Raw genomic sequence first — 15,273 nt, 5'->3', positions numbered from 1 at the left:
GCGGTCCTCCCCGGGCGCCCGGGGCCGGATCCGTCGCGTCCTACTCCTCCGGCTCCCAGGCGCGGAGCAGGTCGAGCAGCCCCGCGTCTCCCCCGATGCGCAGGGACTCGGCCGGGACGCGGTCGTACAGGTAGAGGACCAGCTCGCCGGCCGGGCCGTGGACGGACGCACCGGCCGCGCCCGGGCCGTCCGCGCCCGTGTCGGTGGGCGCGGGGATGCGGGTGGAGCGTGCGCCGTCGCCGTCGACCGTGAGGAGCCAGGAGCGGCCCTCGGCGGCGTGGAACTCGAAGGTCGCGGGCTCGTGCGGCCAGGCGCTGGGCGACGCGACGCAGGTGAACAGGAACTCCTCGACGCCGTCGAGGGCGACCCCGACCGGCAGCGGCTGCGGGGCGCCCCCGGCGAGCTGGGCGTCGTAGGTGTGCACCGAGGTCTCCTGCACCCGGTGCCGGGCGACTGCGCCGGAGGACCGCGGCGACTGCAGGGCGCTCCACCACGTCCAGCAGGCGGCGTCCGGGCCCGCCCCGTGCAGGGCGCCCAGCAGGAGCTGCGTCGACGCGGCCAGCCAGGCCAGCAGGGCCTCGCGCTCCCGCGGCGGTTCCAGGGCGGCGCGCGCGGCGACGGCCTCGGCCGGGGGGCCGTCGGCGGGCCCGGCGCCGACGATGGCGGCCCAGAAGCGGTCGCCCCCGCCCAGGTGCTTCGCCAGGTCGAACAGCGTCCACTCGGGGCAGGTCGGCACCCGTGCGTCCAGGTCGGGCGCGGCGGCGACCGCGGCGCGGAAGGCGGTCGACCGTTCGTCGATCAGTCGGAGCAGGTCGGGGAACTGAGGGTTCTTCTCCACGCCGGATGTCTACCACCGCGTCCGGTGATCGGACAGCGGTTTTCGCCGCCGCCCCCCACGGCCTGCCCCCACGGCCCGCCTCCACCGCCCGCCCGGGGCACCGGTGTTGCGGCACCGGCGCCCCGGGCCCGCGGCCCTCAGCGGTACTTGCGCAGCTCGCGGCGGGCGAGCGAGCGCCGGTGGACCTCGTCGGGGCCGTCGGCGAGGCGCAGGGTGCGGTTGCCGGCCCAGAGTTGGGCGAGGGGGGTGTCCTGGCTGACCCCGGCGGCGCCGTGGGCCTGGACGGCCTTGTCGAGGATCCACTCGACGGTGGACGGGACGGCGATCTTGATGGCCTGGATCTCGGTGTGGGCGCCGCGGTTGCCGACGGTGTCCATCAGCCAGGCGGTCTTCAGGACCAGCAGCCGGGCCTGCTCGATCCGGACCCTCGCCTCGGCGATCCAGTCCTGGACGACGCCCTGGTCGGCGAGCGGACGGCCGAACGCCACCCGGGAGCTGACCCGGCGGCAGGTGAGTTCGAGGGCGCGCTCGGCGATGCCGAGGGCCCGCATGCAGTGGTGGATCCGGCCGGGGCCGAGGCGGGCCTGGGCGATGGCGAAGCCGCCGCCCTCCTCGCCGACCAGGTTCGCGACGGGGACGCGGACGTCCTCGAAGAGGATCTCGGCGTGCCCGCCGTGGTCCTCGTCCGGGTAGCCGAACACCCGCATGCCGCGCAGCACCCGCACGCCCGGGGTGTCGCGCGGGACGAGGACCATCGACTGCTGGCGGTGGGGCTCGGCGGCCGGGTCGGTCTTGCCCATCACGATCAGGACCTTGCAGTCCGGGTTCATCGCCCCGGTGATGTACCACTTGCGGCCGTTGACCACGTACGCGTCGCCGTCGCGCTCGATCCGGGTGGTGATGTTGGTGGCGTCCGAGGAGGCGACGTCCGGCTCGGTCATCGCGAAGGCGGAGCGGATCTCGCCGTCCAGCAGCGGCCGCAGCCAGCGCTCGCGCTGCTCGGGGGTGCCGAACTGGGCGAGCAGTTCCATGTTGCCGGTGTCGGGCGCCGCGCAGTTGAGCGCGGGCGGCGCCAACAGGACGGAGCGGCCGGTGAGTTCGGCCAGCGGCGCGTACTGGAGGTTGGTCAGCCCGGCGCCGAGCTCGCCGGGGAAGAAGAGGTTCCACAGGCCGCGGGCCTTCGCGGCGGCCCGCAACTCGCCGACCACCGGCGGGACCGACCACGGCTCGCGGGCCGGGTCGGCGAGCTGGGCGGCCAGCACCGGTTCGGCGGGGTAGACGAACTCGTCCATGAAGGCGGCGAGTTGGCCGAGGAGCTCGGTGGTCCGGGCGTCGTGGGAGAAGTCCATGGGTCAGCCCTCCAGCGATCCGGTGCCGAACTCGACGAACAGCGGCACGAGTTCGCCGACCCGGTCGAAGCCCGCGCCGACGGTGCCGCCCCGGGTGTAGCGGTAGTGGATGCCCTCCAGGACGACCGCCAGCTTGAAGGAGGCGAAGGCGACGTACCAGCCGAGGCCGGAGACGTCCCGGCCGGACGCCTGCGCGTAGTGGCGGACGATCTCGGCGGTGGACGGGAAGCCGGGGGCGAGGGCCGCGCCGGGGAGCAACCCGTCGAAGCGGCGGGCGAGTTCGGTGTACATCACCAGCAGGCCCAGGTCGGTGAGCGGGTCGCCGACGGTGGACATCTCCCAGTCCAGGACGGCGGCGATCCGGTCCTCGGCGTCGACCAGGACGTTGTCCAGCCGGTAGTCGCCGTGCACCAGGGCGGGCGCGGGGGAGGGCGGCAGGGTGTCGGCGAGGCGGCGGTGCAGCTCGTCCGCGCCCGGCACCTCGCGGCTCCGCGAGGCGTCCAACTGCTTTCCCCAGCGGCGCAGTTGGCGCTCCAGGAAGCCCTCGGGGCGGCCGAAGCCGGCCAGGCCGACCGCGTCCGGGTCCAGGGCGTGCAGGGCGACCAGGGTCTCCACCAGGCGCCCGCCCAGGGCGTGCACCCGCTGCTCGCCGAGCGCGGCCAGCGCCTTCGCGTCCCGGTGGGCGGTGCCCGGGACGTACTCCATCAGGTAGAACGGCGCGCCGATCACGTCGGTGTCCTCGACCAGCAGCACCGGCCGCGGGACCGGCACGGCGGTGCCCGCCAGGGCGCCCAGCACCCGGTGCTCGCGGCCCATGTCGTGCGCGGTGGCCAGCACGTGCCCGAGCGGCGGGCGGCGCAGCACCCAGCGGGAGGCGCCGTCCTCGACCAGGTAGGTCAGGTTCGACCGGCCGCCCTCGAACAGCCGGGCCGTCAGCGGGCCCGCGACGGGGGCCGGCAGGGCGGCGTCCAGGTGGGCGCGCAGCCTCTCCAGGTCCAGTCCGGGCGGAGCGGCGGTGGTCATCGGGGCACCTCGCAGGGGTCGGGGCGTGCTGACTAAGCGCTTGCTTAGGATCGGCCCGGCGGGGGGACTTGTCAACGCGCGCCGCCGCCCGCCCGGAACGGCGCTCCGGACGGGCGGCGGCAGGGAAGGGCGTCAGCGGGCCACGGCGGCCGCCACCCGGTCGCCCAGCGACCGGTCGACGTTGCGCCAGTACTGCAGGGCGCGCTCCAGCACCGGCGCGGAGACCCCGTCCAGCAGGTGCCCGGCGATGTTGGCCACCAGCCGCTCGCGCGCCGCGTCGTCCAGCACCTCCCGCACCAGCGTCCCGGCCTGTCCCCAGTCGTCGTCCTCCCGGTGCAGCGGGTACGCCTCGCGCACCATCCGCCCCGCCACGTCCCACCCCGGCTGCCCGCCCCACGGCGACGGGTCGGCCGCCGGGCCGCCGTACGAGTTCGGCGCGTACGGCCGGGCGGTGCGGGCCGCGTCGAAGCGCATCGGCCCGTCCTTGCTGTACGAGTGCACCGGCACGTGCGCCCGGTTCGGCGGCAGCTGGTCGTAGTTCGGCCCGATCCGGTACCGGTGGGTGTCCGGGTAGGAGAAGATCCGGCCGAGCAGCATCTTGTCCGGCGACACCCCGATGCCCGGCACCAGGTTGGACGGCTCGAACGCGGCCTGCTCGATGTGGACGAAGTGGTCCTCCGGGTTGCGGTTCAGGGTCAGCCGGCCGACCTCGATCAGCGGGTAGTCGCCGTGCGGCCACACCTTCGTCAGGTCGAACGGGTTGAACCGGTACTCCCGCGCCTCGTCGAACGGCATCACCTGCACGTGCAGCGTCCAGGACGGGTGCGCGCCGCCCTCGATCGACTCGAACAGGTCGCGCCGGTGGTGGTCGCCGTCCGCGCCCGCCAGCCGGTCCGCCTCCGCCTGGGTGAGGAACTCGTTGCCCTGGTCGGTCCGGAAGTGGTACTTCACCCAGAACCGCTCCCCGGCCGCGTTCACCCACTGGTAGGTGTGCGAGGAGAAGCCGTCCATGTGCCGCCAGGTCCGCGGGATGCCGCGGTCGCCCATCAGCCAGGTCACCTGGTGCGCCGACTCGGGCGAGAGCGTCCAGAAGTCCCACTGCATGTCGTGGTCGCGCAGCCCGTTGTCTGGGCGGCGCTTCTGCGAGCGGATGAAGTCCTGGAACTTCATCGGGTCCCGGACGAAGAACACCGGCGTGTTGTTGCCGACCAGGTCGTAGTTGCCCTGCTCGGTGTAGAACTTCAGCGCGAAGCCGCGCGGGTCGCGCCAGGTGTCCGGCGACCCCATCTCGCCCGCCACGGTGGAGAACCGGGCCAGCACCTCGCACCGCTTCCCCGGCTGGAACAGGTCCGCGACGGTGAACCGGCTGACGTCCTCGGTCACCTCGAAGGAGCCGTACGCGCCGCTGCCCTTCGCGTGCACGACCCGCTCCGGCACCCGCTCCCGGTTGAACTGGGCCATCTTCTCGATCAGGTAGTGGTCGTGCAGCAGGACCGGGCCGACCGGGCCCGCGGTCAGCGAGTGCTCGTCGCTCTCGACCGGGACGCCCGCGCTGTTCGTGGTGGAGGGAACGTGCTGGGACATCGGGGGAATCCTCCTCGGGCACCCGCCGGGGCGCCGTAGCCGCGCGGCGGCGAGGGTCGACCGCCGCGACTGCCCTCCACTCGAACACCGGCCGGGCCCGCCCACAACCGGCGGGGCCCGGCCCGGTGACCCTCAGAAACCGGGCGCCGCGTACCCGTTCAGGAACCACAGCGCCGCCGACCACCACAGCACCCCCACCGCGCAGAACAGCGCCCCGCCCGCCACCGGCAGCACCCACCCGCGCAGCCCGCCGTGCCGCACCAGCAGCACCTTCGCCGCGAACGCCCCGTACAGGAAGCACCCCGCCGCCGAGTGCAGGCCCACCCGGACGTCCGTGAACCGCGCCCCGTACGCCAGCAGGCAGTGCTGGGCGATCGGCAGCGACAGCGCGAACGCCAGCCAGCCGCCCACCCGGTGCCCCGTCCGCACCGGGCGGGCCGCCGGGCCCCGCCGGTACAGCGCCAGCGCCAGCACCACCTGCACCAGCGCCAGCCCGAACAGCGCCGAACCCAGCCACGACTTCAGCCGCAGCGCGTCCTCGCCGGACGCCCCGAACAGGCTCCGCCCCGGATCCGGCACGTGCACCCGCCCGAACCACAGCAGCCCCAGCGCGACCGCCACCGGCGCGAGCACCGCCAGCAGCACCGGCAGCGACCCGGCGGGCGACCCGCCCGGACGGCGACCGGGCGCCACCTCAGCCCTCCTGCGAGCCGTCGGCGGGGGCCTCCTCGGCGGGGGCCTCCACGGCCGGGGTTTCCGCGGCGGGGGCTTCCTCGGCCGGGGCCTGGGCCGGAGCCTGCGCCGGGGGCACCTCGACCGGGACCTGGGCGGGCTGCTGGGGCTGCTGGGGTTGCTGGGGCTCTTGGGGCTCTTGGGGCTCTTGGGCGGGCTGCTGGGCGGCGGGTGCGGGCGTCTGCGCGGGGGCCTGGGCCAGGGCGTTCGGATCGGCGTTCGGATCGGTGTTGGGGTCCGCGTTGGGGTCCGCGGCCGGGGCGCCCGCCGAAGCACTGGCGCCCGCACTCGCGCCCGCACTGGCGCCCGGGCTCGGCACCGCGCCGCCCGTCCCGCGCAGCGTCGCGATGTCGACGCCCACCGGGTCGCCCAGCGAGGTCACCGCGTAGAAGGTGCCGCGGGGGTCCGCCACCGTGTGCCCGGCGGTCTCGCCCGGGCCGCGGTCGCCCGCGTAGCGGTACAGCGGGTGGCCCTTGTACAGCACCTGCGCCGTCCCGTCCGGCAGCGCCGCCGCGCCCAGCAGCCCGTCGTCCACGCCGGGTCCGGCCAGCGGGAAGCCCGGGGTGGTCACCGGCGGCCAGGACTTCGCGCACTCGTCCAGGCAGCTCGCGTGCACCGAGGTGTCGGCGCCGTACAGGTACAGGGTGCGGCCCTGGGCGTCCACCAGGATCGGGCCCAGGCTGCCGACACTGGCCAGCGCCACCCGGGTCCCCACCGAGGTCGCGAACGCCGACACCGACGGGCCGGAACCCGAGGCCGGGGCCGCCGCGGACGGGGAGTCGGCGGCGGGCGGGGCGTTCAGGTCCGCGGGCGCCGAGCAGCCCGCGGCGGAGAGCAGGGCGGACAGGACGGTCAGCGACAGCACCGCGGCGGCGGCGACACGGCGGGTACGGGGCATCGGGGCTCCAGGGGACGGCGCGGCACTGGAACACCATCCACCCCCGCCGCCCGCCACCCGGCCACTCCAGAGCCGGGCCGCTCCGCACCAGGGGGGACCAGGTTGCCCCGGAAGGCCCACCGGTCCGTCCGCCCCGGCGCCGCGGCTACTCCTCCCCGGCGGGGTGCTCCCACACCGTGCGGTCGCCGCCGCGCCAGGCCACCAGGGCCGGATCGTCCAGGTCCGGCTCGGCGACGCCCGCGTGCCGGATCAGCTCCACCACGTCCTGCGGCCCGGTCGCCCGCCCCACCGTCCGTCCGTAGATCTCCACCCGCCGGTACGGCCGCTGCCCGCGGGTCGGCGGGCGGACCACGACCGGCGGGTGGAATATGTCTCCGGACTCGCTCATGCCTCCAGTGTCCCGCGCCGCGCCCGCAACGTCCCGTTGATGTCACCCCGGGTGCCCAGTACGCCACGTATCGTGGTCGTCCGTGCGCGCCACCCGACCCGTCACCGCCCCCGGCGGAGTGCCGCTGCTGGGGCACCTGCCCGCGCTGCTCACCCGGCCGCTGGCCTTCCTCGACACCCTGCCCGGCTACGGGGACCCGGTGCGGGTGCGGGTCGGGCCGCGGGAGATGTACGTGGTCAGCGAGCCGGAGCTGGTGCAGCGGGTGCTGGCCGACCGGGTGGCGTACGACCGGACGGGGCCGCTGTACGCGAAGATCCGGGCGTTCCTGGGCAACGGGCTGGCCTCCTGCCCGCACGCCGAGCACCGCAGGCTCCGCCGGATCGTGCAGCCCGCCTTCCGGCGCGCGCTGCTGCCGCACTACGCCGCGGCGATGACGGACGAGGCCGCGGCGCTCACCGCCGGGTGGCGGGCCGGGCAGGTCGTCGACGTCACCCGTGAGGCGTTCCGGCTCACCACCGCCGTCGCCGTGCGCACCCTGTTCTCGGCCGGGCTGCCGCCGCGGGCCGCGGAGGACCTGCGCGGCGCCCTGGACGTGCTGCTGCGCGGGATCTACCTGCGGGTGGTGCTGCCCGCCGCCGACCTGCTGCCCACCCCGGCGCGGCGCGCCTACCGGCGGGCGCTGGCGACCTGGCACGCCGGAGTGGCGGCGATCATCACCGACTACCGGGCCCGCGGGATCGACCGCGGCGACGTGCTCGCGCTGCTGCTGGCCGCGCGCGACGAGGACGGGCGGCCGCTCGGCGAGCGCGAACTCGCCGATCAGGTCGCCACCCTGGTGCTGGCCGGGGCCGAGACCACCTCCTCCGCCCTGGCCTGGTCGCTCCGCCTGGTCGCCGAACACCCCGACGTGGAACGGAGGTTGCACGCCGAACTGGACGCCGGACCGGCCGGGGCCCCGGCCCGCTGGCAGGACCTGCCGCAACTCCCTTACACCGCACGGGTGATCAGCGAGACCCTGCGGCTCTACCCGCCCGCCTGGGCGATCAGCCGCACCACCACCCGGCCCACCGAACTCGGCGGGGCCCGGCTCCCCGCCGGGGCGCTGGTGGTCTGCTGCCTGTACCTGCTGCAACGCAGGCCCGAACTCTTCCCCGACCCGGAGCGGTTCGACCCGGACCGGTTCGCGGACGGGCCGCCGCGGGGCGCCTACCTGCCCTTCGGCTCCGGGGCGACGAAGTGCCTGGGCGACAGCTTCGGACTGACCGAGGCGGCGCTGGCGCTGGCCACCGTCGCGGGCCGGTGGCAGCTGCGCCCCGCGGGCCCCGGCCCGGTGCGGCCGGTGCCGCGGCTGGTGCTGTCGCCCGGGCCGCAGCCGATGCTGCTGGGCGAGCGGGATTAGCTTAGAAGAGTGGAAAATTTTTCGACGAAATCTTTCCTCTCCTCTGAAGAAACTACGGTTTGTGCCCATACCGAAGCGAAGTCCTCCCATACGCGAGAAGCGCGAACGCGAGGGCCTAGGCTTTCTGCAACTCTTCTGGTCCAGGCGTGATGGTTCTCTATCCTTACCGCATCTTCGACTGCGTCAAGGAGGTCTCCGACTCGAACGCCCATTCGTTGCGCAACGAGATCCCAATATTCATCGGTTGCGTCGCGAAAGATCACTTTTTCTGGAGCTTCTCCACCGGGTAGAACTGCGCACCCACTGCCCGGGCTTTGATCTCCATCCAGGACTGCGATAGAAATCCCAGGAAGTTTATTTTTTGCAGCCAATTCGCCAAGGGTGCGAACTGTGGCCGCTGGCCCTACGGGAGTAATTGAGATACGGCGGCGTATTTCTGGGATTTCATGTGAAATTAGTGCATCCGTAAGGACGGCGGCCTCGACGTCCTCGCAATATACTGTGAGTTCCGTGTGCTCCTGATCGTCCATTAGGGACATTGCGAAGTCTGGGGTCACACCGTAGATTATCTCCCGAGCGCCTTTTCTTGACTGGACGTAGACGCGAGCTTCGGTTGGCAGCTGCTCTAGCACATAGGGCGAGTGGGTTGAGAGGATGAACTGAATTCGCTGCGATCTTGAAATTGCAAAAAGTTCAGCCATTAGCCGCCTTTGAGCGCGGGGATGCAGCGACGAATCCACTTCGTCAATGATCACTAGAGAGTTCCTTGGTGCTCCCCTGAGCAGAGCTACCAAGTCCGTAGTTGCATCCTCTCCGGCGCCTTGGTGGAAGTTTGAGTACTCCCCCTCAAGGGTCGATAGAATGCCAATTTGCTTCTGCTCGTACTTGGCCATCCTTCCAGCAGTATATGATTTATTCATAATGCGCGCGAGCATTTTTCGATCTGCGTCGGGGAACTCTGTCTCATCTCCACTGAATGTGGACTGCTTGGCTATTTTGCCGTACCCGATCAGTGTGTCGATCGGCTGGGTTCGGCTAATGTCAAGGAAAAAGACTGGCCGCCCAGCCCGTTCGGGCATCCCGCGCCACCGCTTGGTTCTCTTTCGAAGGTTGAGGGTGTTTGCAGTGGCGCCGGTGTGGAACTGGTAGACGAAGCTGACTCCTTCGACCTGCTCCCATGGGGTATTCGGGAAAAAGTCATCGGGATAGAAGACTCTTAGTTTCCCGGGGCCAGATTGCGCCCCATATGCAGCGGCTGCAGCCTTAAGTATTGTGCTTTTCCCTGCGCCATTTTCGCCAGCTATTGCCGTCACGGGGAATCGAAACTCGATCGTCTCCCCTTTCCAGCCGCGGAGTCCGTTTATTGTAATGGCATCAAGAAATTGGGGCCATCCTTTTTCTGAGTATCGTGCTGTATTCCAATCGCTGGTCAGTGGGGATATAGTCGCAGCATGCTGGCGAGTGCTCATCGCTGGCTCCTTGTGGTGATCAGTGGGAGACAGGTTAGGGCGTTCCGGAGGCGCATGTGCCCTAAATGCAGGAAGTGGCGCAGCAATTTGCGTGTGGTGGACGGCCCCTGATGGGACTCTGTAGGAGTCAGGGGGCCTTTGGTCAGCGGGCCAGCAGGTTGACCGCGGCGCCGAAGACCGGGGGCAGGGCGGCGGCGAGCGGGACGATGTGCGGGCCCAGCCAGGGGTGGTGGCGGGCGGTGAGCAGGGCGGAGGTCAGCAGCCGGTAGGGGCGGGTCGCGCGGTGCCAGGCCCGTTCGTAGGCGGCGGGGCGGCCAGCGGCCAGGCAGCGGACCGCGGCTTCGGCGGAGGCCAGGGCCAGTGCGACGCCCTCGCCGGTCAGCGCGTCCAGGTAGCCCGCCGCGTCGCCGACCAGCAGCACCCGGCCCCGCACCCGGGCGCCCGCCCGCTGCCGCAGCGGGCCCGCGCCCCGGACCGGGCCGGCCTGCGCGCCGTCCAGGTGCCGCAACAGGGCCGGGAAGGCGGCGAGTTGGCGGTCGAACGGGAGGCGTTCGCTGCCCAGTACGGCCACCCCGACCGTCCCGTCCGCGACCGGCGTGACGTACGCCTCCGCGTGCCGCGACCAGTACACCTCGACCAGGTCGCTCCACGGCTCCAGCACGAAGTGCCGTCGCTGCCCGTACCGGGCCGGGAGCCGCCCGGGGGCGGGCCGGTGCAGGCCGAGGGCGCGGCGGACGGGGGAGTGCAGGCCGTCCGCCGCGACCAGGTGGCGGGCGGTCAACCCGGCTGCGGTGACGGCCTGGTGGGTGAGGTGCAGGCCGTCGGCGCGGGCGGCCAGGCGGTGGACGCCGAGCTGCTCGGCGCGGGCGGCCAGCGCGGCGTGCAGGGCGGTGCGGCGCACGCCCAGGCCGTGGCCGGAGCGGAACCGGGCCTCGGCGGTGCGGGCGCCGTCCGCGGACAGGTAGCGGATGCCCGCGAACGGGCGGCCCGCCACCTCGACGCCCAGCCGCTCCAGGGCCCGCACCGCGCCCGGCATCAGGCCCTCCCCGCAGGCCTTGTCGATCGGCGTCGTCCGCGGCTCCAGTACGGTCGCGGACAGCCCCGCCCGCGCGGCGTGGATCGCGGTGGCCAGCCCCGCCGGGCCGCCGCCCACCACCAGCAGGTCGATCACGCGAGCACCCGGCAGCGCAGCAGCGCGGCCTCCTCGCAGCGCAGCCGGGTGGCCAGCAGCCAGGTGTCGAACAGGGTGAAGCAGAGCGCGGTCACCCAGGCCGTGTGCACCAGCGGCAGCGCGAAGCCCTCCACCACCACCGCCAGGTAGTTGGGGTGCCGCAGCCACCGGTACGGGCCGCCGACCACCAGCGGCAGGCCCGGCACCACGATCACCCGGGTGTTCCAGCGCGGCCCCAGCGTCCGGATGCACCACCAGCGCAGCCCCTGCGCGCCCAGCGCCAGCGCCAGCATCGGCCAGCCCAGCACCGGGACGAACGGCCTTGCCGCGTAGTGGACTTCGAGCAGGCAGCCGAGCAGCAGCCCGGTGTGCAGCACCACCATCGCCGGGTAGTGCCCCCGCCCGTACTCGACCCCGCCCCGGGCCAGGCTCCAGGCGGCGTTGCGGCGGGCGACCAGCAGTTCGGCCAGCCGCTCCACGGCGACCAGGGCGATCAGGACGGTGTAGGCGGTCATCGGCAACTACCAGCGTAGGAGGACGAGTTCGGACGCGAAGCCGGGGCCGAGGGCCAGCACCAGCCCGTACGAGCCGGGCGGCGGCGGGGGATCGGCCGCCAGCACGTCCCGCAGGATGTGCAGCACCGACGCCGAGGAGAGGTTGCCGCAGCGCGCCAGCGAGGCCCGGCTCGGGGCCAGCGCCGCTGCGGGCAGGCCGAGTTCCTCCTGGAGCACGTCCAGCACCCGCGGGCCGCCCGGGTGGCAGACCCAGGCCGTCACGTCACCCGGCTTGAGGTCGTGCGCGGCCAGGAAGGAGGACACCTCCTCGCCCACGAACAGCCGTACCAGCTCCGGGAGTTCGGCGCCCAGCAGGATCCGGAACCCGGAGTCGCCGACCTCCCAGCCGAGCAGTCGCTCGGTGCCCGGGTACAACCGGCTGCGGGTCGCCACCACCTCCGCGCCGGGGCGGTCGACGGCGTCGCCGACCGCGACCAGCGCGCCCGCGCCGTCCCCGAACAGGGCGGTGGCCAGCAGGTTCGCCGCCGAGCCGTCGGAGCGCTGCCACGTCAGCGAGCACAGTTCGGTCGCCAGCAGCAGCGCCACCCCGTCCGGACGCCCCGCCAGCAGGTCGGCCAGGGCCGCGATGCCCGCCGCGCCGCCCGCGCAGCCCAGGCCGAACAGCGGCAGCCGCCGCACGTCCTCGCGCAGGCCCAGCGGGGCCGCCAGCCGGGCCTCCAGGGACGGCACGCCGATGCCCGTGACGGTGGTGGAGACGACGAAGTCGACGCGCTCGGGCGGGAGTTCGGCCTCGTGCAGGGCCCCGGTGGCGGCCCGCCCGGCGAGTTCGGCCGCGGCCGTCAGCCAGGCGTCGTTGGCGCGGCCGAAGCCCTCCAGCTGCGGGTACCGCTCCAGCGGGAACGCCAGGTGCCGGAACTCCACGCCCGCACCCGCCGCGAACCGCTCCGCGAGGGCCCGCGCGGGCCCGTCGCCGCCGGGGCGCAGCGCCGCCACCGCTCCGGTCAACTCCCGCTGTCCGTAGCGGTGGGCCGGGAGCACCCCGTGCACAGCCGCGATCCGCGTCACCGACCCAGGATAGGGAACACACCGCCCGAACCGGGCAATTCGCCCGGCCGGGCGCGTCCCGGGAGGTGACGTGCCGTCAGGGGGCGGGCGAAGGGCCGGTGCCGATCCGGTCAGGTCGACCGTTCGTCCAGTCGTGCCGGGTGGCCGGTCACAGGCGCAGGGTGTTCCAGCCGTGGGTGATCTCCGCGCGGAGGTCCTCCTGCGGGGCGTCGGTGAGCAGGGCCAGCAGGGCGGAGCCGTCGGCGGGGCGGGCCGCCGGGTCGGGGGTGAGGGCGCGGGTGACGACGGCGGCCAGGGCCGGGTCGAGGGCGTGCACGGCGGCCAGGGCGGACGGTTCGGGGCCGGTGTCGACGATCCGGCGGATCACGCCGCCGGTGCTGGTCGCCGCGAACGGGCTGGCGCCGTGCGCCGCGCACACCACGCAGCAGGCCCAGGCCCAGACGTCCGCCGCGGTGCCGACCCGCTCCTCGCCGAACTGCTCGGGCGCCATGTAGGTGAGCGTGCCGGGGCCCGCGCCCGTCATGGTCAGCCGGGTGCCGTCGACCAGTGCGGCGATGCCGAAGTCGAGCAGCCGGGGCCCCGCCGAGGTGAGCATGACGTTGGCGGGCTTGAGGTCGCGGTGCACCAGCCCGAGCCGGTGCACGCCCGAGAGCGCCACGGCCAGCGCCAGCGCCAGCGCCCGCAGCGCCTCGGGCGAGCGCACCGGGCCGAGCTCGCGCAGGTGCGCGTCCAGCGGGCGCCCGTCCAGCAGTTCCATCGCCAGGAACGGGCGGCCCGCGTCCACGCCGGTGTCCAGCACCCGGGCGGTGTACGCGCCCGGCACCATCGCCAGCACCTCCGACTCCCGCTGGAAGCGGCGCAGCAGGTCGGGGTCGTCCAGCAGCTCCAGGTTGATCGTCTTCAGCGCCACCTCGGTCGCGGCCCCCTCCCGGCGCGCCAGGTACACGGTGCCCATCCCGCCCGCGCCGATCCGGCCCAGCAGCAGGTAGCCGCCGATCCGGCGCGGCTCGTGCCCGTTCAGTGGCTGGTGCGGCACCCGGACGGGGGCGGGGGCGAAGGCGGGTGCGGGGGCGGGAGGGGGAGCGGGGACGAAGGCGGGGACGGGCGCGGTGGCGGGTGCGGTCGCGGTCGCGGGTCGGGGCAGGACGGCGGTCGTTCCGGCGGTCGTTCCGGTGGATTCGGCCGGTGCGGGCAGGCGGCGGGCGGAGAGCAGCGCGACCGCCTGGAACACCGCCCCGGCCAGCAGCACGCCCATCGGCAGCACGAGCGCCCCGGCCACGGCGAACAGGCCCAGCCGGAGCAGGCCCTGCCGGCGGATCCGGTCGTCCGCGGCCACCGCGGGCGGCATCCCGGAGGTCAGCAGCGCGCGCCGCGACAGGTGGGCGGACAGCAGCCAGAGCGCCAGCAGCGCCGCGCCGATGACCAGTGCGCGGACCATCACGTCGTCCGAGTTCAGGTCGAGATCCATCGCCATGCCGTCGGTGTCCGCGAACACCACCTGGCTGCGCAGGAGTTCGAAGCCGTAGGTGGGAACGAAGAACATCGCGGCTTCGAGCCCGGCCGCGAACACCACGCACGCCACGACCTCGGCCACCACCGGCCCGGCGGCCGTCGGAGCCCCACCGGGCACCCGGGCCGCGCCGGACGCCGAGACCGCCGCCCGCTCCCTGGTCGTCTGCTGGGCACGGCGCAGCAGCGGCAGCGACAGCAGCCGGACGACCAGCGCGAGCAGCACGACCAGTGACAGGTCCACGGCGAGTTCGCCGTACTCGGAGGACCAACTCGCGGACTCCGCCGTGAGCAACGAGGCGATCGGCTGGTCAACGGCGAGACCGAGGTGCGGCACCGTCGGCTCCTCCTTCCGTGGGGGCGTGGCCGGGCCGGGGGAGTATACGGGGGATCGGGACGCGCCGGACGGGTGAATTCCCGCTTCTGCGAGGGATCTTGACGGTTCGTCCATGTCGTCGCCGGTGAACCGCCGCGCACCGCCTAGCCTGGTGGGATGAGCAGCACAGCGACGGTGGAGCGGGCCCGGACCGGTGTCCTGCTGCGGGCCTGCCACCCGGCCCCGGCGGCCGCCGTGACCGGGCTGACCGCGGTGATGGCCGTCGCCGCCGGGCGCGGCCCGCTCGGCACCGTGCTCACCACCGGGGCGGTCGCCGCCGGGCAGTTGTCGATCGGCTGGAGCAACGACCTGGTCGACCGGCGGCGCGACGCGGCGGCCGGGCGGACCGACAAGCCGCTCGCCGCACGAAAGTTGACGGCGGGGCGGGTCGCCGCGGCCACCCGGTGGGCGGTGGTCTGCTGCGTGCTGCTGTCGGCGGCCTGCGGGGTGGCCGCGGCGACGGTGCACCTGGTCGCGGTGGGGGCGGGCTGGGCGTACAACCTGCGGCTCAAGGCGAGCGCCTGGTCCTGGCTGCCGTACGCGGTGGCGTTCGCGCTGCTGCCCGCGTTCGTCACGCTCGCGCTGCCGGGGCGGCCCTGGCCCGCCCCGCAGGTGCTGGGCGCGGGCGCGCTGCTCGGGATCGCCGCGCACTTCGCCAACGTCCTGCCCGACCTGGCCGCGGACCGCGCCGCGGGCGTCCGCGGACTGCCGCAGCGGCTGGGCCGCCGGGCCTCGGCCGCGACGGCCGTCCTCGCCGCGAGCGCGGCCGCCCTGCTGCTGGCCCCCGGCTGGCCGGTCCTCGCCGTCACCGCCCCGCCCGCCCTCACCACCCTGCTCGCCCCGCCCCGCAGCCGCGCCCCCTTCCTGGCCGTGATCGCGGCGGCGGCCCTCGCGCTCGCGGTGCTGCTGCTGGGCGACGGGCTGCGGGGCTGAGCGGGGGCGGGGGCGGGGCTGAGC

The 15,273-nt window shown here is 74.0% G+C and carries 14 protein-coding genes; 2 read left to right on the top strand and 12 right to left on the bottom strand.

Annotated features, from left to right (window positions below):
• Positions 1-40: 40 nt before the first annotated feature.
• From OO57_RS30400 to OO57_RS30370, 7 genes are all read right to left on the bottom strand, one after another.
• The gene (locus OO57_RS30400) at positions 41-838 is read right to left on the bottom strand and encodes a maleylpyruvate isomerase family mycothiol-dependent enzyme (RefSeq protein ID WP_033255937.1); all 798 of its coding nucleotides are present in this window, start codon (positions 836-838) and stop codon (positions 41-43) included.
• 137 nt (positions 839-975) lie between these two features.
• The gene (locus OO57_RS30395) at positions 976-2,187 is read right to left on the bottom strand and encodes an acyl-CoA dehydrogenase family protein (protein WP_033255936.1); all 1,212 of its coding nucleotides are present in this window, start codon (positions 2,185-2,187) and stop codon (positions 976-978) included.
• 3 nt (positions 2,188-2,190) lie between these two features.
• Positions 2,191-3,210 (bottom strand): phosphotransferase family protein, encoded by a 1,020-nt coding sequence (locus tag OO57_RS30390; RefSeq protein WP_033255935.1) that lies wholly within the window; start codon positions 3,208-3,210, stop codon positions 2,191-2,193.
• A gap of 132 nt (positions 3,211-3,342) precedes the next feature.
• A complete protein-coding gene (locus OO57_RS30385) occupies positions 3,343-4,794 on the bottom strand; it encodes a catalase (protein WP_033255934.1) in 1,452 nt (483 codons plus the stop codon).
• A gap of 132 nt (positions 4,795-4,926) precedes the next feature.
• A complete protein-coding gene (locus OO57_RS30380) occupies positions 4,927-5,487 on the bottom strand; it encodes a DUF6529 family protein (RefSeq protein WP_063737674.1) in 561 nt (186 codons plus the stop codon).
• 1 nt (position 5,488) lies between these two features.
• Entirely contained in the window at positions 5,489-6,424 is a 936-nt protein-coding gene (locus tag OO57_RS39970) for a hypothetical protein (protein ID WP_051778451.1), read from the bottom strand.
• 145 nt (positions 6,425-6,569) lie between these two features.
• Positions 6,570-6,812 (bottom strand): hypothetical protein, encoded by a 243-nt coding sequence (locus OO57_RS30370; protein WP_033255933.1) that lies wholly within the window; start codon positions 6,810-6,812, stop codon positions 6,570-6,572.
• A gap of 82 nt (positions 6,813-6,894) precedes the next feature.
• On the opposite strand from OO57_RS30370, the gene OO57_RS30365 reads away from it, so the two are divergent.
• Positions 6,895-8,211 carry a cytochrome P450 gene (locus tag OO57_RS30365; RefSeq protein ID WP_033255932.1) on the top strand — a complete coding sequence of 439 codons (1,317 nt, stop codon included), beginning with the start codon at positions 6,895-6,897 and terminating at the stop codon, positions 8,209-8,211.
• Here OO57_RS30365 and OO57_RS41665 read toward each other — a convergent pair.
• The 5 genes from OO57_RS41665 to OO57_RS47015 all read right to left on the bottom strand — a co-directional run bounded on the left by OO57_RS41665 (position 8,208) and on the right by OO57_RS47015 (position 14,277).
• The gene (locus OO57_RS41665) at positions 8,208-9,680 is read right to left on the bottom strand and encodes an ATP-dependent nuclease (RefSeq protein ID WP_081974076.1); all 1,473 of its coding nucleotides are present in this window, start codon (positions 9,678-9,680) and stop codon (positions 8,208-8,210) included. The two genes, OO57_RS30365 and OO57_RS41665, sit on opposite strands and share 4 nt — an antisense overlap.
• Positions 9,681-9,822: 142 nt before the next feature.
• Positions 9,823-10,851 (bottom strand): NAD(P)/FAD-dependent oxidoreductase, encoded by a 1,029-nt coding sequence (locus tag OO57_RS30360; RefSeq protein ID WP_033255931.1) that lies wholly within the window; start codon positions 10,849-10,851, stop codon positions 9,823-9,825.
• Positions 10,848-11,366 carry an isoprenylcysteine carboxyl methyltransferase family protein gene (locus tag OO57_RS30355; protein ID WP_033255930.1) on the bottom strand — a complete coding sequence of 173 codons (519 nt, stop codon included), beginning with the start codon at positions 11,364-11,366 and terminating at the stop codon, positions 10,848-10,850. The genes OO57_RS30360 and OO57_RS30355 overlap by 4 nt, the downstream gene beginning before the upstream one ends.
• A gap of 6 nt (positions 11,367-11,372) precedes the next feature.
• Complete coding sequence (locus OO57_RS30350; protein ID WP_033255929.1) at positions 11,373-12,431, bottom strand: type III polyketide synthase; 1,059 nt, start codon at positions 12,429-12,431, stop codon at positions 11,373-11,375.
• Between the two features lie 148 nt (positions 12,432-12,579).
• Positions 12,580-14,277 carry a serine/threonine-protein kinase gene (locus tag OO57_RS47015; RefSeq protein WP_051778450.1) on the bottom strand — a complete coding sequence of 566 codons (1,698 nt, stop codon included), beginning with the start codon at positions 14,275-14,277 and terminating at the stop codon, positions 12,580-12,582.
• 156 nt (positions 14,278-14,433) lie between these two features.
• Between OO57_RS47015 and OO57_RS30340 the strand changes: the two genes are divergently transcribed.
• Complete coding sequence (locus OO57_RS30340) at positions 14,434-15,249, top strand: UbiA family prenyltransferase (RefSeq protein WP_051778449.1); 816 nt, start codon at positions 14,434-14,436, stop codon at positions 15,247-15,249.
• Positions 15,250-15,273 lie beyond the last annotated feature (24 nt).

It is taken from the genome of Kitasatospora phosalacinea (assembly GCF_000717185.1).
Taxonomy (GTDB): domain Bacteria; phylum Actinomycetota; class Actinomycetes; order Streptomycetales; family Streptomycetaceae; genus Kitasatospora; species Kitasatospora phosalacinea_A.
Note: the sequence above shows the minus strand (reverse complement) of the source record. Positions and strands in the feature narration are given on the sequence as shown.

Bases quoted from the DNA above. Each gene is read 5' to 3' on its own strand.
- OO57_RS30395 (WP_033255936.1), bottom strand. From the start codon at position 2,187: ATGGACTTCTCCCACGACGCCCGGACCACCGAGCTCCTCGGCCAACTC.
- OO57_RS30385 (WP_033255934.1), bottom strand. From the start codon at position 4,794: ATGTCCCAGCACGTTCCCTCCACCACGAACAGCGCGGGCGTCCCGGTC.
- OO57_RS30370 (WP_033255933.1), bottom strand. From the start codon at position 6,812: ATGAGCGAGTCCGGAGACATATTCCACCCGCCGGTCGTGGTCCGCCCG.
- OO57_RS39970 (WP_051778451.1), bottom strand. From the start codon at position 6,424: ATGCCCCGTACCCGCCGTGTCGCCGCCGCCGCGGTGCTGTCGCTGACC.
- OO57_RS30355 (WP_033255930.1), bottom strand. From the start codon at position 11,366: ATGACCGCCTACACCGTCCTGATCGCCCTGGTCGCCGTGGAGCGGCTG.
- OO57_RS30340 (WP_051778449.1), top strand. From the start codon at position 14,434: ATGAGCAGCACAGCGACGGTGGAGCGGGCCCGGACCGGTGTCCTGCTG.
- OO57_RS30390 (WP_033255935.1), bottom strand. From the start codon at position 3,210: ATGACCACCGCCGCTCCGCCCGGACTGGACCTGGAGAGGCTGCGCGCC.
- OO57_RS41665 (WP_081974076.1), bottom strand. From the start codon at position 9,680: ATGAGCACTCGCCAGCATGCTGCGACTATATCCCCACTGACCAGCGAT.